The 19,502-nt window shown below is 56.5% G+C and carries 21 protein-coding genes; 12 read left to right on the top strand and 9 right to left on the bottom strand.

The annotated features are described in order from the left end of the window. Positions 1–25: 25 nt before the first annotated feature. Positions 26–718: a leucyl/phenylalanyl-tRNA--protein transferase gene (aat, locus tag ACN1CO_RS02395; protein ID WP_419137384.1), complete on the top strand. Its 693-nt coding sequence runs from the start codon at positions 26–28 to the stop codon at positions 716–718. 345 nt (positions 719–1,063) lie between these two features. Further along, positions 1,064–1,282 carry a translation initiation factor IF-1 gene (infA, locus tag ACN1CO_RS02390; RefSeq protein ID WP_002211347.1) on the top strand — a complete coding sequence of 73 codons (219 nt, stop codon included), beginning with the start codon at positions 1,064–1,066 and terminating at the stop codon, positions 1,280–1,282. Positions 1,283–1,368: 86 nt separating this feature from the next. On the opposite strand, the gene clpA is transcribed toward infA, so the two are convergent. Both clpA and clpS read right to left on the bottom strand, forming a co-directional pair. Beyond that, positions 1,369–3,645, bottom strand: coding sequence for an ATP-dependent Clp protease ATP-binding subunit ClpA (clpA, locus tag ACN1CO_RS02385; protein ID WP_283545824.1), 2,277 nt, complete (start codon positions 3,643–3,645; stop codon positions 1,369–1,371). Between the two features lie 52 nt (positions 3,646–3,697). Next, a complete protein-coding gene (gene clpS / locus ACN1CO_RS02380) occupies positions 3,698–4,018 on the bottom strand; it encodes an ATP-dependent Clp protease adapter ClpS (protein WP_003849318.1) in 321 nt (106 codons plus the stop codon). Positions 4,019–4,334: 316 nt separating this feature from the next. Between clpS and cspD the strand changes: the two genes are divergently transcribed. Then, positions 4,335–4,559, top strand: coding sequence for a cold shock-like protein CspD (cspD, locus tag ACN1CO_RS02375; RefSeq protein ID WP_003849316.1), 225 nt, complete (start codon positions 4,335–4,337; stop codon positions 4,557–4,559). A gap of 73 nt (positions 4,560–4,632) precedes the next feature. Here cspD and ACN1CO_RS02370 read toward each other — a convergent pair whose 3' ends face one another. Further along, positions 4,633–6,270, bottom strand: a complete 1,638-nt coding sequence (locus ACN1CO_RS02370; RefSeq protein ID WP_419137380.1) for a DUF2813 domain-containing protein — start codon at positions 6,268–6,270, stop codon at positions 4,633–4,635. Between the two features lie 128 nt (positions 6,271–6,398). Between ACN1CO_RS02370 and ACN1CO_RS02365 the strand changes: the two genes are divergently transcribed. The 3 genes from ACN1CO_RS02365 to ltaE all read left to right on the top strand — a co-directional run bounded on the left by ACN1CO_RS02365 (position 6,399) and on the right by ltaE (position 10,224). After that, positions 6,399–7,298: a lysine exporter LysO family protein gene (locus tag ACN1CO_RS02365; RefSeq protein WP_419137378.1), complete on the top strand. Its 900-nt coding sequence runs from the start codon at positions 6,399–6,401 to the stop codon at positions 7,296–7,298. A gap of 131 nt (positions 7,299–7,429) precedes the next feature. Then, entirely contained in the window at positions 7,430–9,151 is a 1,722-nt protein-coding gene (gene poxB / locus ACN1CO_RS02360) for a ubiquinone-dependent pyruvate dehydrogenase (RefSeq protein WP_419137376.1), read from the top strand. 71 nt (positions 9,152–9,222) lie between these two features. Beyond that, a complete protein-coding gene (ltaE, locus tag ACN1CO_RS02355) occupies positions 9,223–10,224 on the top strand; it encodes a low-specificity L-threonine aldolase (RefSeq protein ID WP_419137374.1) in 1,002 nt (333 codons plus the stop codon). Positions 10,225–10,228: 4 nt separating this feature from the next. Here ltaE and ACN1CO_RS02350 read toward each other — a convergent pair whose 3' ends face one another. Next, on the bottom strand, positions 10,229–11,053 hold the full coding sequence (locus ACN1CO_RS02350) for an N-acetylmuramoyl-L-alanine amidase (RefSeq protein ID WP_419137372.1): 825 nt from the start codon (positions 11,051–11,053) through the stop codon (positions 10,229–10,231). Next, the gene (locus ACN1CO_RS02345; RefSeq protein WP_003849304.1) at positions 11,050–11,370 is read right to left on the bottom strand and encodes a heavy metal-binding domain-containing protein; all 321 of its coding nucleotides are present in this window, start codon (positions 11,368–11,370) and stop codon (positions 11,050–11,052) included. Before ACN1CO_RS02345 ends, ACN1CO_RS02350 begins: the two co-directional genes overlap by 4 nt. A gap of 106 nt (positions 11,371–11,476) precedes the next feature. On the opposite strand from ACN1CO_RS02345, the gene ACN1CO_RS02340 reads away from it, so the two are divergent. The 6 genes from ACN1CO_RS02340 to ACN1CO_RS02315 all read left to right on the top strand — a co-directional run bounded on the left by ACN1CO_RS02340 (position 11,477) and on the right by ACN1CO_RS02315 (position 15,954). Next, positions 11,477–12,016, top strand: a complete 540-nt coding sequence (locus ACN1CO_RS02340) for a lipoprotein (protein WP_419137370.1) — start codon at positions 11,477–11,479, stop codon at positions 12,014–12,016. 224 nt (positions 12,017–12,240) lie between these two features. After that, positions 12,241–12,969: an arginine ABC transporter ATP-binding protein ArtP gene (artP, locus tag ACN1CO_RS02335; RefSeq protein WP_090962649.1), complete on the top strand. Its 729-nt coding sequence runs from the start codon at positions 12,241–12,243 to the stop codon at positions 12,967–12,969. A gap of 15 nt (positions 12,970–12,984) precedes the next feature. Further along, positions 12,985–13,716 carry an arginine ABC transporter substrate-binding protein gene (gene artJ, locus ACN1CO_RS02330; protein WP_283545832.1) on the top strand — a complete coding sequence of 244 codons (732 nt, stop codon included), beginning with the start codon at positions 12,985–12,987 and terminating at the stop codon, positions 13,714–13,716. Positions 13,717–13,722: 6 nt separating this feature from the next. Beyond that, entirely contained in the window at positions 13,723–14,439 is a 717-nt protein-coding gene (gene artQ / locus ACN1CO_RS02325; protein ID WP_419137367.1) for an arginine ABC transporter permease ArtQ, read from the top strand. Then, positions 14,439–15,107: an arginine ABC transporter permease ArtM gene (artM, locus tag ACN1CO_RS02320; protein ID WP_179896261.1), complete on the top strand. Its 669-nt coding sequence runs from the start codon at positions 14,439–14,441 to the stop codon at positions 15,105–15,107. The genes artQ and artM overlap by 1 nt, the downstream gene beginning before the upstream one ends. Positions 15,108–15,222: 115 nt before the next feature. Then, positions 15,223–15,954, top strand: coding sequence for an arginine ABC transporter substrate-binding protein (locus ACN1CO_RS02315; RefSeq protein WP_419137365.1), 732 nt, complete (start codon positions 15,223–15,225; stop codon positions 15,952–15,954). Positions 15,955–15,974: 20 nt separating this feature from the next. Here ACN1CO_RS02315 and rlmC read toward each other — a convergent pair whose 3' ends face one another. The 4 genes from rlmC to potH form a co-directional block, all read right to left on the bottom strand. Continuing rightward, entirely contained in the window at positions 15,975–17,105 is a 1,131-nt protein-coding gene (rlmC, locus tag ACN1CO_RS02310) for a 23S rRNA (uracil(747)-C(5))-methyltransferase RlmC (RefSeq protein ID WP_419137363.1), read from the bottom strand. 41 nt (positions 17,106–17,146) lie between these two features. Beyond that, positions 17,147–17,614: a YbjO family protein gene (locus tag ACN1CO_RS02305; RefSeq protein ID WP_419137361.1), complete on the bottom strand. Its 468-nt coding sequence runs from the start codon at positions 17,612–17,614 to the stop codon at positions 17,147–17,149. 75 nt (positions 17,615–17,689) lie between these two features. Further along, positions 17,690–18,535: a putrescine ABC transporter permease PotI gene (gene potI, locus ACN1CO_RS02300; protein WP_419137359.1), complete on the bottom strand. Its 846-nt coding sequence runs from the start codon at positions 18,533–18,535 to the stop codon at positions 17,690–17,692. After that, the gene (gene potH / locus ACN1CO_RS02295; RefSeq protein WP_003849283.1) at positions 18,532–19,494 is read right to left on the bottom strand and encodes a putrescine ABC transporter permease PotH; all 963 of its coding nucleotides are present in this window, start codon (positions 19,492–19,494) and stop codon (positions 18,532–18,534) included. The genes potI and potH overlap by 4 nt, the downstream gene beginning before the upstream one ends. Between the last annotated feature and the right edge of the window lie 8 nt (positions 19,495–19,502).

The following is a 19,502-nucleotide window of genomic DNA, read 5'->3' as shown; positions in this document are numbered from 1 at the left end:
AAATGCTGCTGGGTAACTTAACGCGATGAGACTGGTACAACTGTCACGGGAATCTCTGCAATTTCCCCCACCTGAGATGGCGCTGCGCGAGCCAAACGGCCTGCTGGCGATGGGTGGGGATCTCTCCCCTGCCCGGCTGCTTAACGCCTATCAGCGCGGCATCTTCCCCTGGTTCTCGCCTGGCGATCCCATTCTCTGGTGGTCGCCCGATCCCCGTGCCGTTCTGTTACCCGAGCAGTTTCATCTCAGTCGCAGCATGAAGCGTTTCCATAACCGCTCGCCCTATCGGGTGACGATGAACGAGTCGTTTGATGAGGTGATCGAGGGCTGCGCCACCGGTCGCGAGGAAGGCACCTGGATTACTTTTGAGATGAAGCGCGCCTGGTTGCGACTTTATGAGCTGGGGCACGCCCACTCCATCGAGGTATGGGACGGGCATCAGCTGGTGGGTGGAATGTATGGGCTGGCGATGGGGCAAATCTTCTGCGGCGAATCGATGTTCAGCCGTCAGCAGAATGCGTCTAAAACCGCACTTTGGGTGTTTTGTCAGCATTTCATCCGTCATCAGGGGCGTCTGGTGGATTGTCAGGTACTTAACCCCCATACCGCCTCTTTAGGCGCACAGGAGATCCCGCGCACGGACTATCTGCAATATGTACAAAGCCTTGCGTCGCAGCCAGTCAGCGATGGCTGCTGGCAGACACAAACGCTTTTTTAGCTGCACAGAGATGTTTTGCACACATAAAGGCGCATAAGTGGTATAATAATCGAGTTTGGTATGTCGTCCGCGCTTCGCAACAACGAGCCGGAATTGCCAGGCTGGGAATCTCAACGCACTCTCGGAACTGTTTTCAATCGTGCGCGTGTAACCGGTTGATACAGATTCTTAGCCCGCTAATCCCCCGCAGACGTCACCATAAACACCCTAATTTTACCGGATGCGCGCGACTGACGTGCACCCCGGCAAAGCGTTGGCAAAATCGCCGACGGTTCTTTACATAAATCGTTGAATTGGGCATTATCTTGCCGGTTCAACTGAAAGGTAGTACACCCAGAGGATTCGATGGCCAAAGAAGACAATATTGAAATGCAAGGTACCGTACTGGATACGTTACCTAACACCATGTTCCGCGTAGAACTTGAGAACGGACACGTGGTTACTGCTCACATCTCCGGTAAAATGCGCAAAAACTACATCCGCATCCTGACGGGTGACAAAGTGACTGTTGAGCTGACCCCGTACGACCTGAGCAAAGGCCGCATTGTCTTCCGTAGTCGCTAATTTGCAGTAATCTCATCGCTCTGCATTTTGAAGCGAAAAAAAAGGCCGGATTTTAATCCGGCCTTTTTCACATCTGCAGCAAGTGATTAATGCACAGTGCCTTCGGTTTTGCGTTTTTCAGCACTCAGGAAGTGATAGGTCAGTTCACCTTTCTCACGATCCAGCGCCACTGACACCGAGCCGCCATCCACCAGCGAACCAAACAGCAGTTCATTGGCTAACGGTTTCTTCAGGCTGTCCTGCACGGTGCGCGCCATCGGACGTGCGCCCATCGCTTTGTCATAGCCCTTCTCAGCCAGCCAGTCGCGCGCTTCATCACTGACTTCCAGCGACACGCCTTTCGCATCCAGCTGCGCCTGCAACTCGACAATAAACTTGTCGACCACCTGATGGATCACCTCTGGTGAGAGATGGCTGAACCAGATGATGTTATCGAGACGGTTACGAAACTCTGGCGTAAAGATCTTTTTGATCTCTTCCATTGCATCGGTGCTGTTGTCCTGATGAATCAGGCCAATCGACTTACGTTCAGTCTCACGCACACCGGCGTTGGTGGTCATCACCAGCACCACGTTGCGGAAGTCCGCTTTACGACCGTTGTTGTCAGTCAGCATGCCATTATCCATCACCTGCAGCAGCAGGTTAAAGACATCCGGGTGCGCTTTCTCGATCTCATCCAGCAACACCACCGCATGAGGATGCTTAATCACTGCATCCGTCAGCAGGCCGCCCTGATCAAAGCCGACGTACCCCGGAGGCGCACCAATCAGACGACTGACGGTGTGACGCTCCATGTATTCGGACATATCAAAACGCAGCAGCTCAATGCCCAGCGCTTTCGCCAGCTGCACGGTAACTTCTGTTTTACCGACACCCGTTGGTCCGGCAAACAGGAAGGAACCGACCGGCTTGCGATCCTGACCCAGACCGGCGCGGCTCATTTTGATGGCTTCAGTCAGCACCTCAATGGCTTTGTCCTGTCCAAACACCAGCATCTTCAGACGATCGCCAAGGTTTCTCAGCGTATCGCGGTCGGTTGCTGACACGCTCTGCTCAGGAATACGGGCAATGCGGGCCACAACGGTTTCAATGTCAGAGACATTGATGGTTTTCTTACGCTTACTGGCCGGCATCAGGCGCGCACGCGCACCCGCTTCATCAATCACATCAATCGCCTTGTCAGGCAGATGACGATCGTTGATATATTTCACCGCCAGTTCCACGGCTGCACGCACCGCTTTCGCGGTATAACGCACATCGTGATGCGCTTCGTATTTGGTTTTCAGGCCATTCAGGATCTGCACGGTTTCTTCAACAGAAGGCTCCGTGATATCGATCTTCTGGAAGCGACGCGCGAGAGCACGGTCTTTTTCGAAGATGTTGCTGAATTCCTGATAGGTCGTCGAACCCATGACGCGGATTCTGCCGCCAGAAAGCAGCGGTTTGATCAGGTTAGCCGCATCAACCTGGCCACCCGACGCGGCACCTGCACCAATGATGGTATGGATCTCATCGATAAACAGAATGCTGTGTTCGTCTGACTCCAGCTGTTTCAGCAGCGCTTTGAAGCGTTTTTCAAAGTCACCACGGTATTTGGTGCCCGCCAGCAGCGAACCGATATCCAGCGAGTAAATCGTGCAATCTTTCATCACTTCCGGTACGTCACCCTGCTCGATACGCCAGGCGAGACCTTCTGCAATGGCGGTTTTACCCACACCCGATTCACCCACCAGCAGCGGGTTGTTTTTACGGCGACGGCACAGCACCTGAATGGTTCGTTCCAGCTCTTTATCGCGACCAATCAGTGGATCGATACCACCGACGCGAGCAAGCTGATTTAGATTGGTGGTGAAGTTTTCCATACGCTCCTCCCCGCCTGCTTGCTCTTCGTTAACCGGATTTTCAGCGCCTGGCGCCTGGCCCGGCTCGTCTTTGCGCGTACCGTGAGAGATGAAATTCACCACATCAAGGCGGCTGACTTCATGTTTGCGTAACAGATAAGCCGCCTGCGACTCCTGCTCGCTGAAGATGGCGACCAGTACATTCGCTCCGGTGACTTCACTGCGACCGGATGACTGGACATGGAAAACCGCACGCTGCAGGACGCGCTGGAAGCTGAGCGTCGGTTGTGTATCGCGCTCCTCTTCGCTGGCGGGCAGCACCGGCGTGGTTTGTTCGATGAAGGCTTCGAGTTCCTGCCGCAGAGCCACAAGATCCACCGTACAGGCTTCCAGTGCCTCTCTGGCCGACGGGTTACTGAGCAACGCCAGTAACAGATGCTCGACGGTCATAAACTCATGACGGTGCTCACGCGCTCTGGCGAAAGCCATATTTAAACTGAGTTCCAGTTCTTGATTGAGCATTAGGCACCTCCCCCAATTATCGCCCTTACCTGTTTCCTATATGGAGACGGGTTCAGGCTTTTTCCAGCGTACACAGCAACGGATGATGGTTTTCCCGCGCATAATTGTTCACCTGGGCCGCTTTTGTTTCGGCGACTTCTGCAGTAAATACACCACAGATCGCCTTGCCGTGATAGTGAACTTTCAACATCAGCTGCGTTGCACGTTCAACATCATAAGAAAAGAACTTTTGTACGACGTCAATAACAAATTCCATAGGTGTATAATCGTCATTATTCAGAATGACTTTATACATAGAAGGCGGCTTTAACCCTTCGCGTACTTTATCTTCGGCCAGATGTTCAAAGTTAAGCCAGTCGTTTGTGTTTGCCATAGTGTTCCGTTGAGATTTTGCTTTTAGCCTTTAAGTGGCTACATGTTGAGAGTTTAACATGCCTGTCAAGCTGCTGGCCGCTGCTGAAAATTTATTCAACAATTCCCTTGCGCGACCTGCATCACAAAATTCGCAATAGCGTTAACTGCCTCAAATTTTGATGATTTTTTCCCCACCTGGCCCGGTGGTTTGCTTGACGCCAGCGGCGCTTTCTCTACATTCTACCTGCACAGGCTGATTGAGTTTTAATCAAATCCGACTCACAGCTTAAAAGACCTCACCTACTTATAAAATGTCTTGCGAGGGAAGTAAAAGCATGGAGACGGGCACAGTTAAATGGTTCAATAATTCCAAAGGCTTTGGCTTTATCTGTCCGGTTGGCGGTGGCGAAGATATTTTTGCGCACTACTCCACCATTCAGATGGAAGGCTACCGCACGCTAAAGGCAGGCCAGCAGGTTCAGTTCGATGTCCATGAAGGTCCGAAAGGCAATCACGCCAGCCTCATCGTGCCGGTTGTTGAGGTACAGGCTGTGGCCTGATACTGAACCCACCTCTGAACAGTGACCCAAAAATGCCAGCCAGTGCCGCTGGCATTTTCATCTTTGCCACGCCTCAGTCCGCCTGGCCCTGCGCCAGTCCAATCACACGGGCAAACATCTGCCGCATCAACGGTGGGATGGCCTCCGGCCCGCGTTCCGCCGCCGACGTAGCCACTGCGATCGCCAGTTCTGGCTTGGAGCTCTGGTGAATCGCTTTGGTAATAATACGCCTGGAACTCATCGGAACGTTTAACGGCAGGTGCGCCATCTCATGATAGACATCCTGAAAACCGTGCTGATAGAGAAAATTCTCCATATCCAGCGCCGGTAACTGCGTCAGAAAACGTGGCTCAGGATCGCCCAACTGTAACTGCGTGCGTGCCGTACTGGCATATTTATTACCGGCCTGATCGCCGTCAGTCAGTACATGCCAGGCGATGCCCATGCGCCGGGCAAATTTCAGCAGCGGCTTTAAGCCCGACTGAGCAAACTCAATCACCTTCACCCCTTCCGCCGCGAAGTTGTAACCACACTGCTGCGCCAGCTCATTCATGATCCAGACTTCCGTTTCTCCCTCCACCAGCAGCCAGCAACGGGCGAACAGCGCCGAAGGCCGGTTAACGCGAATATGGAAGCCGATGCGACGACTCTCTTCGGCACTTAACCCTTCCGGACCGATGCGCCAGGCCGCTACGCGCGACGATTCACGCACCAGACGGCAGACGTTTTCCACCGGCACCTGTGACAGCAGCTCAGAAGAGTTGGTGGTGGCGATTTTCTGCAACGGCAGCAGCTTCAGCAGGTTCCATGCTACAGACAGCATAATCGGATGCAGGCGGGTTTCCGGATCTTCAATCAGCAGCAGCGGCCGGGCCCCGGCGGCCAGCGGGACGTCACCTCGTGCTTCGATCAACAGAGTAAACATCTGCAGCAGGATCAACTGACGGCTGCGGGAGTCGGTTCCGGCAATCAGCTGATTCAGGTGATCCAGCGCCCGCCATCCCTGCACACCGTCGCGCGTCTGCGGATCCCGAGCCCGGGTCTCGCCACCCGCGCCGGGCGGCTGCACCAGAAAGTAATGCTGCATCAGTTGCTGCATGGTCTTCAGCCCCTGTCGCAGTACCTCATCGCTGAGCTGTTGCGGATGGTGCTCCAGATCGCGTGCCAGCGTCTCCATCCCCGCCAGCAGTTCCGGATGCGGCGGTGACACCGGCGCGCTGTTCCGCGTCCGTTTGCTGAAACGCGCATCGCGCAGCCGCAGCACCGGATAGCGTTTCAGCAACAGGTCGATTGCCGCCGCGCAGTTCTGCTCAGGCAACAGCTGAGCATTCGCGTCAACAAAACGGCGACGGGTTTCGATGCCGCTGTCCCGCCAGGTGGCACTGACGCTGTAATAAAGCCGACGCTGGCCCTCTGCATCACGCTGCCAGAAGGTCGAGAGCACCGCATCCGGGTCGCTGCCGTCATCACGAAAGTGGAACACTACCGAAAGACGGCGCATCGGTTCAGTCACATCGCCCGGCGTGAAATGGAAATCAGCCTGGGTAAAATCATAGGCTGGTTCATGGGGCGAAAGCAGCAGGCTCAGAGCATCCAGCAGGCTGGATTTGCCCCAGGCATTCTCACCAATCAGCAGATTGGTCTGGGTTAAAGGGAGTGAGAGCTTATTGATGCCGCGGAAACCGCGAATGTCGATATGTTCCAGAATCATAGGCGTCCATCCTCAGTTTATAAACAGCATGGTTGTCGCCAGCCAGCCGGTCAAGCCACTTTCTCAGGGTTTACTCCGCTACGCTTTTTCGCTAGCGTGTGGCCTCTTCTCCCAGGGATGGCAATGATATGTACTCCGGACTTCTGATTATTCTGCTGCCGCTGATCGCCGGCTGGCTGTTACCGTTCCGTAAAACCGCCACCCTGCGTCGCGTGAATCAGCTGCTGGGCTGGATGGTTTACGTCATTCTGTTCTTTATGGGCATCAGTCTGGCCTTTCTCGACAATCTGAGCAGCAATCTGCTGGCGGTGTTTCACACCGCGCTGGTGGCGGCGTTCTGCATTCTGCTATGCAACCTGCTGGCGCTGCGCGGGCTGGAAAAATATGCACCCTGGCAGCACGCGCATCGGCAGGAGAAGTTGCCGTCGCGGCTGCATATGGCGCTGGACTCCCTGAAGCTGTGTGGCGTCGTCGTCATCGGTTTTGTGCTTGGCCTGACCCAGTGGCCCCTGCTGCACCACGCCTCAACCGCCAGCGAATATGCATTGATCTTCCTGCTGTTTCTGGTGGGCATTCAGCTGCGTGGCAGTGGCATGACGCTGCGGCAGATTATCCTGAACCGACGCGGCATGCTGGTCGCCAGCGTCGTGCTAGTCAGCGCGCTAATCGGCGGCATGTTAGCGGCGTTACTGCTGGGCGTGCCGCTGAAGACCGGTCTGGCATTAGCCAGCGGCTTTGGCTGGTACTCGCTCTCCGGCATTCTGATGACCGAAGCTTTTGGCCCGGTCATCGGCAGCGCCGCCTTCTTCAACGATCTGGTGCGTGAACTGGTCGCCATCATGTTGATCCCGGCGCTGATTGGCCGCCATCGCTCCAGCGCACTGGGCCTGTGCGGTGCCACCTCAATGGACTTTACCCTGCCGGTGCTGCAGCGGGCAGGCGGCAATGAGATTGTCCCGGCCGCCATTGTGCACGGCTTTGTGATGAGCCTGCTGGCCCCGATTCTGATCGCCCTCTTCTCTGCCTGAATCCTTTCTGAGACGCGCTGAGCTTTGCCCAGCGCATTTTTTCACGCCTGCTTTTCTGCCGTGTCGTCTACGCTTCTTTTTTCGGTTCTGGTCACGTCACTCTTCAGGACGGGCCGACAAAGGAGAAGAGCATGAAACAATCCGTGGCGGCGCTGGTCGCCAAAACGCTGGAAAGCGCGGGCGTAAAACGCATCTGGGGCGTCACCGGGGATTCCCTTAACGGCCTGAGCGATAGCCTTAATCGCATGGGCACCATCGAATGGATGCCGACACGCCACGAAGAAGTCGCCGCCTTTGCTGCGGGTGCTGAAGCCCATATCAGTGGCGAACTGGCGGTCTGCGCCGGTTCCTGTGGACCCGGTAATTTACATCTCATCAACGGTTTGTTCGACTGCCATCGCAACCGCGTCCCGGTTCTGGCGATTGCGGCGCATATCCCCTCCAGCGAAATCGGCAGCGGCTATTTCCAGGAAACCCATCCGCAGGAGCTGTTCCGCGAATGCAGCCATTACTGCGAGCTGGTCTCGAATCCTGAGCAGTTACCGCAGGTGCTGGGCATCGCGATGCGTAAAGCGATTCTGAATCGTGGCGTCTCGGTGGTCGTACTGCCGGGTGATATCGCGCTGAAACCGGCGCCAGAAAGCGCGAGCGCAGAATGGTATCCGCCTCAGTTGCCGCAGGTCCTGCCGCAGCCCGCCGAACTGGCCCGGCTGGCACAGACGCTGAACGAAGCCACTGATATTACGCTGCTGTGCGGCAGTGGCTGTGCCGGTGCGCATCAGGAAGTGGTGGCGCTGGCAGAAGCGCTGAAAGCGCCGATTGTCCATGCGCTGCGCGGCAAAGAACACATCGAGTATGACAACCCTTATGATGTCGGCATGACCGGCCTGATCGGGTTCTCATCCGGTTTCCACGCCATGATGAATGCCGGAACGCTGGTGTTACTTGGCACCCAGTTCCCCTATCGCGCCTTCTATCCAGAAAAGGCGAAGATCATTCAGATCGACATTAATCCGGGCAGTCTGGGATCACATTGTCACGTCGATCAGGCTTATGTCGGCGATGTGAAAAGCACGCTGCAGGCGCTGCTTCCAAAGCTGACGCCCAAAAGCGATCGCAAACATCTCGACAGTGCGGTTAAACACTATGGCGAGGCGCGCAAAAGTCTCGATGAACTGGCGCAGCCCAACGACAAGCAGCCGATTCATCCGCAATATCTGGCACAGCAGATCAGCCACTACGCCAGCGATGACGCTATTTTTACCTGCGATGTCGGAACCCCGACAGTCTGGGCGGCGCGCTATCTGAAGATGAACGGCCGACGTCGCCTGCTGGGTTCGTTTAACCACGGCTCAATGGCGAACGCGATGCCACAGGCGCTGGGTGCGCAGTCGATCGACCGCAATCGTCAGGTTGTCGCGCTGTGCGGCGACGGCGGCTTCAGCATGCTGATGGGCGATTTTATCTCGCTGGCGCAGCTGAAAATGCCGGTGAAACTGGTGATCTTCAACAACAGCGTACTGGGCTTTGTGGCGATGGAGATGAAGGCCGGCGGCTATCTCACCGACGGCACCGAGCTGGAGAATCCTGACTTTGCCGCTATCGCCCAGGCCTGCGGCATTCTGGGTATCCGGGTGGAAAAGGCGTCGGAACTCAATGGCGCGCTGGAGCAGGCGTTTGCCCATGATGGCCCGGTGCTGGTGGATGTGATTACCGCCAAAGAGGAGCTGGCGATGCCGCCGCAGATTAAAATGGAGCAGGCTAAAGGCTTCAGCCTCTACATGCTGCGCGCCATCATGAATGGTCGCGGGGATGAGGTGGTAGAACTGGCGAAAACCAACTGGCTGCGGTAAAACAGAGGTTCCATCCAGGCGGGCCCGATGCCCGCCTTTTTTTTCTCTTCCGCCACATCCAGGAGCATAAGGTGATCGATTTACGCAGTGATACCGTGACCCGGCCCAGCGCCGCCATGTTAAGCGCGATGATGTCTGCCGAAACCGGTGATGACGTCTACCGTGACGATCCCACCGTCAACGCGCTGGAGGCGGAAGCTGCACGACTGAGCGGCAAAGCAGCAGCGCTGTTTTTCCCCACCGGCACCCAGGCGAACCTGGTGGCGTTGCTCAGCCACTGTGAACGCGGCGATGAATATATCGTCGGTCAGCAGGCGCACAACTACAAATATGAGGCGGGCGGTGCAGCGGTACTGGGCAGTATTCAGCCGCAGCCGGTACTGGCCGCCGACGATGGTACCCTGCCGCTCGACGTAGTGGCTGCCGCCATTAAACCGGACGATATTCACTTTGCCCGCACCCGCCTGCTGAGTCTTGAGAACACCCATCACGGAAAAGTGCTGCCGCTGGCGTATCTGGAACAGGCGTCGACTTTTACCCGCGAGCATAAGCTGGCGCTGCACATTGATGGCGCACGTATTTTCAATGCGGTAGTCGCACAGAAGACCACGCTGGCAGCGATTGCCCGCTACTGCGACACCCTCACCATCTGTCTCTCTAAAGGTCTGGGCACGCCCGTCGGTTCGCTGCTGTGTGGCGACGAGGCATTGATTGAGCGCGCCCGACGCTGGCGTAAAATGACCGGCGGCGGTATGCGCCAGACCGGTATTCTGGCCGCGGCAGGTCTCTACGCGTTAGAACACAACGTGGCGCGACTGCAGGAAGACCATGACAATGCCGCCTGGCTGGGACAGCAGTTGCATGAACTGGGCGTCAGCGTCATCGATCAGCAGACCAACATGCTGTTCGTATCCGTGCCGGAAGCCCAGGTCAAACCATTGGGTGAGTGGATGAAGGCACGCGGCGTGTTAATCAGCGTGGGAACGCGCACCCGACTGGTTACCCATCTGGATGCTGACCGTGCGGCGCTGGAGCAGGTTCTCGCCCACTGGAAAGCGTTTCTGCAACAGTAATCCGCTATTCCGCCGCGCCATATTTCTCCAGTAGCGCGGCCACTATCGCGGCGGTTTCGGCATCGGGCTGACCGCGATAATCCGCAGGCCGGAAGTGCATCTGAAACGCGGCAATCACCTTCTGCTGCTCAGCCGCACTCATCCCAGCTGTCACCGCATAACCGTAGCGTTGCAGACTTTCCATGAGTGGCTGCACGGGCACCCGCGCGTGTGGATCCTGACCCGCTAAATAAAACTGCACCCGACCCGCATCGGGCCAGGCACCGAGTCCGTGCTGCGCCAGCTGTTGCCACGGAAATAGCGGCCCCGGATCCTGCTTGCGCTGTGGCGCGATATCACTGTGACCGACAATGTTTTCCGGTGGAATGCCGTAACGCCGGGCAATATCGCGCACCAGCGACTCCAGCGTGGTGATCTGCGCGGCGGTAAAGGGCTGCCATTCGAGCCCGGTCAGCGTCCGCCGATAACCCCGGTTCACCAGTTCAATACCCATCGAGGTGTCATTGATGCGACTGGCGCCGCGCCAGAAACTGGGTCCGGCATGCCAGGCGAGCTGCTGCTCCGGCACCAGCTGCCAGATGACGCCTTTACCGGCGCGCTGAGGCGGCTGGCGGGGAATCAGATAGTGGGCGCTGACATCTCGATCGGTGAGTGTGGCCAGCGACGAAGAAAAATCTTCGGCAGTGTAGTGAATCACAATCACCTTCACCCGCGGTCGCGCGCCCTGCGCCGGATGCCGCAGATCGGCCCAATAGCCGTCACGGGATTCCATCCCGGAGTGGCAGCCCGCCAGCAGCAGTGTCAGCAGCATCAACAGCCCGTGTTTCAACGAATGATCACCGCCGTGCCACTGACGCTGACCATCAGCATGCTGCCATCTTTGCCGACCGTTTCGTAATCGATGTCGATACCGACCACCGCGTTGGCACCCAGCGCTTTTGCCTGCTCTTCCAGCTCTTCAAACGCGATCTCGCGCGCTTTGCGCAGCTCTTTCTCATACGCACCGGAACGGCCACCGACCACATCACGGATGCCCGCGAAAAAATCACGGAAGATGTTGGCACCCAGAATGGCTTCACCGGTGACGACGCCGCAATATTCGCTGATGCTGTGACCTTCAAGTGTTGGGGTTGTTGAAAATTTCATCGCATTCTCCTTGTTGAAAACCGGACTAAGGCTCTTTCGACTAAAAAGCACGGCTATACTCTATGCTAAAAAGGGCACCTTGCCAGAGAACCATAAGGAAATCGAGATGAGAAACAACGCGTTTGCGCTAATGATCCCGGCGGCCCTGCTGCTCAGCGCCTGTACCACCGTTGAGCCAGTGATTAAGGATAATGGCCCGCGTACCGCCCCCTGCATCGAAGGCGGTCCTGACCAGGTAGCCCAGAAGTTTTACGACCTGCGTGTCGAACAGCCCACACAGGGTCTGCCTGACAGCAACACCCTGGCAAAATATCGCCCTTACCTGAGTGATGCGCTTTATCACTCCCTGCAGGCGGCCAGCGGCAGTAACGCGGGCTCACAGTGGCGTAACGGCGATCTCTTCTCCAGCCTGTCACAGGGTCCGACCGCTGCCAGCGTCGCCGATGCCTCCTCCATTCCGAATCGCGATGCGCGCAATATCCCGCTGCGGGTCGAGCTGAGCCGTGACGGCAAGCAGTGGCAGGATGAGGTGCTGATGATCCATCAGGGCACCTGCTGGGTGGTCGATGACGTGCGCTACATGGCTAACCCTGCCCATGCCGAAGGTGGAAGCCTGAGCCAGATGCTTGAAAAATCAAAAAAATAATTTGAGATTTTAAGGTTATGAAAAGCGCAGTCTCCGCAGGTGACTGCGCTTTTTTTATTGCCACCGCCCGCCTCCCGGCTCTGGGCTGACGCCAGACGGCGCATGATATTGTGCTAAGCTTTCGCTGTTTATCTGCTGTTTTACAAATTTTAACCCACCTTATTTGCATAACTATTCTGGTGACGTTAAAATCCGCGACACTAATAGCTATTCAAATCTGGCGCATGAGTATTCAACTAAACGCAATAAACTGCTTCTACGGTGCTCATCAGGCGCTGTTCGACATCAACCTTGAGTGTCCGCAAGGCGAGACCCTGGTGCTGCTGGGTCCAAGCGGTGCAGGCAAGAGTTCGCTGCTGCGGGTGCTTAACCTGCTGGAGCAGCCCCGTTCAGGTCAGTTGCAGATTGCCGGCAATCAGTTCGACTTCACTCAGAAACCGTCCGATGCCGCGATTCGCGAACTGCGTCAGAACGTCGGGATGGTGTTCCAGCAATATAATCTCTGGCCGCATCTCACCGTGCTGCAGAATCTGATCGAAGCGCCCTGCCGGGTTCTGGGCCTCAGCAAAAGCGATGCCCGCGCCCGTGCTGACAAGCTGCTTGACCGTCTGCGGCTCACACCCTACAGCGATCGCTTTCCGCTGCACCTCTCCGGGGGTCAGCAGCAGCGTGTGGCGATTGCCCGTGCGCTGATGATGGAACCTCAGGTACTGCTGTTCGATGAGCCGACGGCCGCGCTGGACCCTGAAATTACCGCACAGATTGTCAGTATCATTCGCGAACTGGCGCAGACCCGCATTACCCAGGTGATTGTGACCCATGAGGTGGAAGTGGCACGTAAAACGGCCAGCCGCGTGGTTTACATGGAGAATGGTCGCATTGTGGAACAGGGCGATGCCAGCCGCTTTACACAGCCGCAAACCGAGGCGTTTGCTCACTATCTTTCGCACTAAGTCAGGATGCTAACAATGAAAAAAATGGTACTTGCTGCACTGCTTGCCGGTTTTAGCCTGAGCGCTACCGCGGCACAGACAATTCGTTTTGCGACCGAAGCCTCTTATCCTCCTTTTGAGTTTGTGGATGCGGACAACAAGATTCAGGGCTTTGATGTCGATCTGGCCAACGCAATGTGTAAAGAGATCGACGCAACCTGCACCTTCACCAACCAGGCATTCGACAGCCTGATTCCAAGCCTGAAATTCCGTCGTTTTGATGCGGTGATGGCGGGCATGGATATTACCCCGGATCGTGAAAAACAGGTCCTGTTCACCAAGCCTTACTACGACAACTCGGCGCTGTTTGTTGCCCAGAAAGGCAAAGTTGCCAGCGTTGAAGCGCTGAAAGGTAAGCGGGTTGGCGTGCAGAACGGTACCACTCATCAAAAATACCTGACGGATAAACACAGCGACATCACCATCGTTCCTTACGACAGCTATCAGAACGCGGTGCTGGATCTGAAAAATGGCCGTATTGATGCCGTATTCGGTGACACCGCCGTGGTCAACGAGTGGCTGAAGCAGAATGCTGCGCTGGCTGCCGTCGGCGACAAAGTTACGGACAAAGCCTACTTCGGTACTGGCCTGGGCATTGCGGTACGCACCGGCAACACCGATCTGCAGACTAAATTCAATGGCGCGCTGGATAAGATCAAAGCAGATGGCACGTACAAAACCATCTACAGCAAATGGTTCCAGCAGTAATCTCTGATGAATGAAATGATGACCCTCGCAAGCGCCGCCGGGATGACCGTCGGCCTTGCTGTTTGTGCTCTCATCGCTGGCCTGGTGCTGGCGATGATTTTCGCTGGCTGGGAGTCACTGCGCCTGAGACCGCTGGCGTGGATTGGCACCGCTCTGGTGACGCTGATCCGTGGCTTGCCGGAAATTCTGGTGGTGCTGTTTATCTATTTTGGCGCCTCACAGCTGCTGCTCACCCTCTCTGACGGTTTCACGCTGAACTTCGGGCTGTTTACGCTGCCGGTTCAGATGCAGATTGAAAACTTCGATGTCAGTCCTTTCCTGTGCGGCGTGATTGCGCTGGCGATGCTCTATGCCGCCTACGCCTCACAGACGCTGCGTGGCGCACTCAAAGCGGTGCCGGTCGGTCAGTGGGAGTCGGGACAGGCGCTGGGCATGAAAAAGTCAGCTATTTTTCTCCGGCTGATCATGCCGCAGATGTGGCGGCACGCGCTGCCCGGTCTGGGTAATCAGTGGCTGGTGCTGCTGAAAGATACCGCGCTGGTCTCGCTTATCAGCGTTAATGACCTGATGCTGCAAACCAAAAGTATTGCCACCCGTACGCAGGAGCCGTTTACCTGGTTCCTGGTGGCGGCCGCGATCTACTTAGTGATTACGCTGTTCAGTCAGGCGGTGTTACGCCGTATCGAACTGCGCACGACCCGCTTTGAACGGGGGAACAGCTAATGCTGGCCTATCTGCCTGAACTCCTGAAAGGGCTGCACACCAGCCTGACGCTGACGGCGGCCTCGCTGGTGGTGGCTCTGCTGCTCGCGTTGCTGTTCACCGTGGTGCTGTCGCTGAAAACGCCGGTGTTTAATCCGCTGGTAAAAGGCTTTATCACGCTGTTTACCGGTACGCCGCTACTGGTGCAGATCTTCCTGATCTACTACGGTCCGGGTCAGTTTCCGTCGATCCAGCAGATCCCCTGGCTGTGGCATTTACTGTCGCAGCCATGGCTCTGCGCGATGCTGGCGCTGTCGCTGAACAGCGCGGCTTACACCACCCAGCTGTTTTACGGTGCGGTCCGGGCGATTCCTTCCGGACAATGGCAATCGTGCGCGGCACTGGGCATGAGTCGCAAAGATACCCTGCGCATTCTGCTGCCGTATGCATTTAAACGCGCCCTCTCCTCCTACTCCAATGAAGTGGTGCTGGTGTTTAAAGGCACCTCGCTGGCCTATACCATCACCCTGATGGAAGTCATGGGCCATGGTCAGTTGCTCTATGGCCGCACCTACGACATCACGGTCTATGCCGCGGCAGGCCTGATTTACCTCTGCGTTAACGGCTTGCTAACGCTGATGATGCGCCTGATCGAAAAGCGCGCTCTGGCCTTTGAACGGCGTAACTGAAATCCGGGCGAGGCGCCTCGCCCTTTTCGCCTGAAAAATCACACTAATTGCATAAAAATTCATTTTATGGCAGGGTATCGCCTTCTCTGGCTGACCACATCACAGGAATCATAAAATGAAAAAATGGATTATTGCCGCTGCGCTGGCCTCACTCGCGATGACCGCCCAGGCAGCAGAAAAAATTCGCTTCGCCGCCTCAGCAACCTATCCGCCATTTGAAACGCTCGATCGGGAAAATAATCTGGTAGGGTTTGATATCGACCTGGCCAAAGCGCTGTGCCAGCAGATGAAAGCGGAGTGCACCTTTACCAACAACGCCTTCGACAGCCTGATTCCGTCACTGAAGTTCCGCCGCTATGACGCGGTCATTTCCGGCATGGATATCACCGCTGAGCGTAGCAAGCAGGTCGATTTTACCCAGCCCTATTACGCTAACTCCGCCATTGTGATCGCGCAGAAAGGCAAATTCAGCAGCTTCGGTGATCTGAAAGACAAACGCATCGGCGTTGAAAACGGCACTACCCACCAGAAATACCTGCAGGATAAGCATCCGGAAGTGAAAGTCGTGGCGTATGACAGCTATCAGAATGCGATTCTGGATATGAAGAATGGCCGACTGGATGGCGTGTTTGGCGACAGCGCAGTGGTGAATCAGTGGCTGAAGACCAATCCGGATCTCGCCACGGTCGGTGAACATGTCACGGATGCAGATTACTTTGGCACCGGCCTGGGCATTGCGGTGCGTAAAGGCAATACGGCGCTGCGCGATCAATTCAATCAGGCGCTGACCGAACTGAAAGCTAACGGCAGCTGGCAGCAGCTTAATCAGAAATGGTTCCCGGAGTAACTCCTGAGATTTTACCGGACTCAGTGCTGACGGCGGGTTAACAGCGTCAGCACTTCAAAATGGGCGGTATGCGGGAACATATCGAACAGCTGCACCTTCGTAACCTCATACGCACTCAGCCGGGCAATATCCTGCGCCATGCTCTGCGGATTGCAGCTTGAATAGAGCAGATAATCCGGGGCCATCTGGCTGAGATAATCACACAGCACCTCACCAATCCCACGGCGCGGCGGGTTCACCAGCACCAGCTGCGGCACTGCGTCGCGTCCGGTCGCAAACGCCGTAGAATCCAGCGCCGCAAACTGCACTTTTTCCAGTCCCAGCATCTCAGCGGAACGTCGGGCGCATTTAATCGCCTCAGCACTAATCTCAATGCCGGTCAGCTCCATCTCCGGTGTCGCGCAGTGCAGGCCAAAACCGCCTACGCCGCAGAAGAGATCCCACATGCTCTTAACCGGCAGCGCACGTACCCAGTCGCGCGCGGTAGCATAAAGCGCACTCGCCACCTGCGGGTTGGTCTGAAAGAAGCTCTGCGGGCGGATCCACAGCGGCACGCCATTGAAGTTTTCTGCCAGCGACTGCGCAGGCGTCAGCGCAATCTCCTCCTCTCCCTCCAGAATCGCCATATGCACCGGCTGAATATTGGCCGAGATCACCGCCAGCTGCGGCAACTGCTGTTGCAGCCACGGCAATGCCGCGCGCAGCTGTTCCAGTTTGGCGGTTGAGCGCAGGACAAAACGGAGCATGATGCCGCCCTGCTGGCTTTCGGTAATCAGCAGGAATTTCAGCTCGCCGCGTTTGCGCGCCACGTTATAGGGCGTCAGTCCGGCACGGGCGATAAAAGGCTTAAGCGCCGCAAACACCGGCTGGAAGCTGGCAGGATAGAGCGGGCAATCGCACAGATCGACAGCCTCGCCATCACGATGAATTAAGCCCAGCACCGGGCATTCCACACTGCCGCTGACCACCATTTTGGCTTTATTACGAAATGCCTGCTGCGGTGATGTCACCGGCGGCAACCAGACCGCAACCGGCTGTTCAGCCAGTAACTGTTCCAGCATCGACTGTTTGTCGCCTAGCTGTGTGGGATAGGGTTTTTCCAGCCACTGACAGGAGCGGCAACGGTTAGCGTCATAAAGCGCGCAGTGCATGGTAAAGCCTTAACGATGGGGTCGGGCGGAGCGCGATTGTATCATCGCTTCCTGAAAAAAGCGCGGCTGCTGGCAGGCAGAAACAGCAGCATCAGCACCACCAGATCGGGGATTTTCTGCGACAGGGTGTGGTGGATAATCTGGGCGTTATTGTCGCCATCAATGCTGAAAATCTCCGGGTAGATCCCGCCCAGCGAGGCGAACAGCATATAGATCAGCACAACCCCCTGCGTCGCCACATAACCCCAGCGTCCACGGTTACTGCCGCGCATCAGGGTAAAGGCGCAGCGCAGTTCGAACAGGAAGATCAGCTGGCTGGCGATAAAGATGAGTGTAGAGTCCCAGGACTGTGCGCTGCGGTGCACAAAGTTGGCGAGTTCGCTGTAACCCAGCTCGTTTGCCAGCATCAGAACGCTCAGGCAGCGAGTCGCGATAATAGCAATGCCCGCAACCGTCACCGGAACCGGTGCGTCTGAGAGCGTAGCGCTGCTTTTGAAGATTTCTGACATAGTCCGTGACTCCACCTGATCGAAAAACGGGCCGGTTAAACCGGCCCGTTCATATAGTGGCAAAGGTTACGGATTTCAGCCACGTTTAGCTTTCTGAATATCGCTTAAACGCTGTTTTTCTTCGTGCGCCATGAACCGCCAGGCGATAAAACCGACTAAACCGACCACAAACAGGATCAATGAAGCCAGCGCATTGATTTCCGGGTTAACGCCACGACGCACAGTGGCGAAGATCGCCATCGGCAATGTGGTAGCGCCAGGCCCGGTCACAAAGCTGGCGATCACCAGATCGTCGAGTGACAGGGTAAACGCCAGCAGCCAGCCGGTGACAATCGCCGGAGCAATCATTGGTACGGTAATCACGAAAAAGACCTTCAGCGGCGTGGCGCCTAAATCCATTGCTGCCTCTTCGATCGAGCGGTCCAGCTCACGCAGACGCGAGTTAATCACCACCGCCACATAGGCGGTACAGAAGGTGACGTGTGCCAGCCAGATGGTCAGCATGCCGCGTTCGCTCGGCCAGCCAAAGGCGTTGCCCATCGCGACGAACAGCAGCAGCAGCGACAGTCCGGTGATGACATCGGGCATGACCAGCGGCGCGGTCAGCATAAAAGCAAAACCGTTGTGCCCACGGAAGCGACCAAAGCGCACGACGATCACCGCCGCCAGTGTGCCCAGCACCACCGCCATGGTGGCCGACAGCCCGGCAATGCTCAGACTCAGCAGCACCGCGTCAATCATCGCGCTGTCCTGGAACAGCACGTTATACCAGTGGAACGAGAAGCTCTCCCACACCGTCACCAGCGGGGAGCTGTTGAAGGAGTAAACCACCAGCAGCAGCATCGGCGCATAGAGGAACAGGAAGCAGCAAATCAGAATGCCGGTACGCCAGGGTGATCGGATGGTTGGCAAATTATTCATGCCTTCTCTCCCATTTCACGGTTTTGATGCTTATGGAACCAGATGATCGGCAGAATCAGGATCAGCAGAATAATCACCGCCAGCGCAGAGGCCACCGGCCAGTCGCGGTTGTTAAAGAACTCCTGCCACAGGATGCGGCCAATCATGATGCTGTCCGGGCCGCCCAGCAGTTCAGGAATCACGTACTCCCCCACCGCCGGGATAAACACCAGCATCGACCCGGCGATAATGCCGCCTTTAGTAAGCGGCACAATCACGCTGAAAAAGGTCTTCAGCGGACGCGCACCCAGATCCAGTGAGGCTTCCACCAGCGAGTAATCGATACGGGTCAGCGCGGTGTAGATCGGCAGCACCATAAACGGCAGATAGCAGTAGACGATACCGATATAGACCGCGGTGTTGGTGTAGAGGATCACCAGCGGATGATCGATGACGCCCAGCCACAGCAGGAAGCGGTTCAGAATACCGTTGTTGTTCAGCAGCCCCATCCACGCGTAGACGCGCACCAGAAATGAGGTCCACGACGGCAGGATCACCAGCAGCAGCAGAATGGTGCGCATCGACGGCTTGCTGTGCGCCACCGCCCAGGCGAGCGGATAGCCAATCAGCAGACAGATTACCGTGGAGATCGCCGCCACTTTCAGCGACTGCAGATAGGCGTCGATGTAGAGCGGGTCGTCAGTCAGCGTCAAGTAGTTGCCGAAATTGAGCACAATACTGAACTGGTCATCCGCCCAGCTCACCAGCTCGGTGTAAGGCGGAATCGCCCGCGCAATGTCCGCGAAACTGATCTTCAGCACCGTCAGAAACGGCAGCAGGAATAACAGCACCAGCCAGACATAAGGCAGTGCGATCACCAGCTTGCGGCCATGCTGCATTTTTACCCGCGTAGCCCAGCGCTGCAGCGGCGTGCCGACCAGTCGGGCGGGCGCTTTGGCGCGTTGGAAAATCTGGCTCATAGCCGCTC

Origin of the sequence: Pantoea sp. R13S299, from assembly GCF_048515925.1 — a bacterium.
Lineage (GTDB): Bacteria > Pseudomonadota > Gammaproteobacteria > Enterobacterales > Enterobacteriaceae > Pantoea.
Note: the sequence above shows the minus strand (reverse complement) of the source record. Positions and strands in the feature narration are given on the sequence as shown.

Excerpts from the sequence above, each read along its gene's own strand:
- aat (WP_419137384.1), top strand. The coding sequence starts at position 26 with ATGAGACTGGTACAACTGTCACGGGAATCTCTGCAATTTCCCCCACCT.
- infA (WP_002211347.1), top strand. The coding sequence starts at position 1,064 with ATGGCCAAAGAAGACAATATTGAAATGCAAGGTACCGTACTGGATACG.
- clpA (WP_283545824.1), bottom strand. The coding sequence starts at position 3,645 with ATGCTCAATCAAGAACTGGAACTCAGTTTAAATATGGCTTTCGCCAGA.
- clpS (WP_003849318.1), bottom strand. The coding sequence starts at position 4,018 with ATGGCAAACACAAACGACTGGCTTAACTTTGAACATCTGGCCGAAGAT.
- cspD (WP_003849316.1), top strand. The coding sequence starts at position 4,335 with ATGGAGACGGGCACAGTTAAATGGTTCAATAATTCCAAAGGCTTTGGC.
- ACN1CO_RS02370 (WP_419137380.1), bottom strand. The coding sequence starts at position 6,270 with ATGATTCTGGAACATATCGACATTCGCGGTTTCCGCGGCATCAATAAG.
- ACN1CO_RS02365 (WP_419137378.1), top strand. The coding sequence starts at position 6,399 with ATGTACTCCGGACTTCTGATTATTCTGCTGCCGCTGATCGCCGGCTGG.
- poxB (WP_419137376.1), top strand. The coding sequence starts at position 7,430 with ATGAAACAATCCGTGGCGGCGCTGGTCGCCAAAACGCTGGAAAGCGCG.
- ACN1CO_RS02345 (WP_003849304.1), bottom strand. The coding sequence starts at position 11,370 with ATGAAATTTTCAACAACCCCAACACTTGAAGGTCACAGCATCAGCGAA.
- ACN1CO_RS02340 (WP_419137370.1), top strand. The coding sequence starts at position 11,477 with ATGAGAAACAACGCGTTTGCGCTAATGATCCCGGCGGCCCTGCTGCTC.
- artP (WP_090962649.1), top strand. The coding sequence starts at position 12,241 with ATGAGTATTCAACTAAACGCAATAAACTGCTTCTACGGTGCTCATCAG.
- artJ (WP_283545832.1), top strand. The coding sequence starts at position 12,985 with ATGAAAAAAATGGTACTTGCTGCACTGCTTGCCGGTTTTAGCCTGAGC.
- artQ (WP_419137367.1), top strand. The coding sequence starts at position 13,723 with ATGAATGAAATGATGACCCTCGCAAGCGCCGCCGGGATGACCGTCGGC.
- artM (WP_179896261.1), top strand. The coding sequence starts at position 14,439 with ATGCTGGCCTATCTGCCTGAACTCCTGAAAGGGCTGCACACCAGCCTG.
- ACN1CO_RS02315 (WP_419137365.1), top strand. The coding sequence starts at position 15,223 with ATGAAAAAATGGATTATTGCCGCTGCGCTGGCCTCACTCGCGATGACC.
- rlmC (WP_419137363.1), bottom strand. The coding sequence starts at position 17,105 with ATGCACTGCGCGCTTTATGACGCTAACCGTTGCCGCTCCTGTCAGTGG.
- ACN1CO_RS02305 (WP_419137361.1), bottom strand. The coding sequence starts at position 17,614 with ATGTCAGAAATCTTCAAAAGCAGCGCTACGCTCTCAGACGCACCGGTT.
- potI (WP_419137359.1), bottom strand. The coding sequence starts at position 18,535 with ATGAATAATTTGCCAACCATCCGATCACCCTGGCGTACCGGCATTCTG.
- potH (WP_003849283.1), bottom strand. The coding sequence starts at position 19,494 with ATGAGCCAGATTTTCCAACGCGCCAAAGCGCCCGCCCGACTGGTCGGC.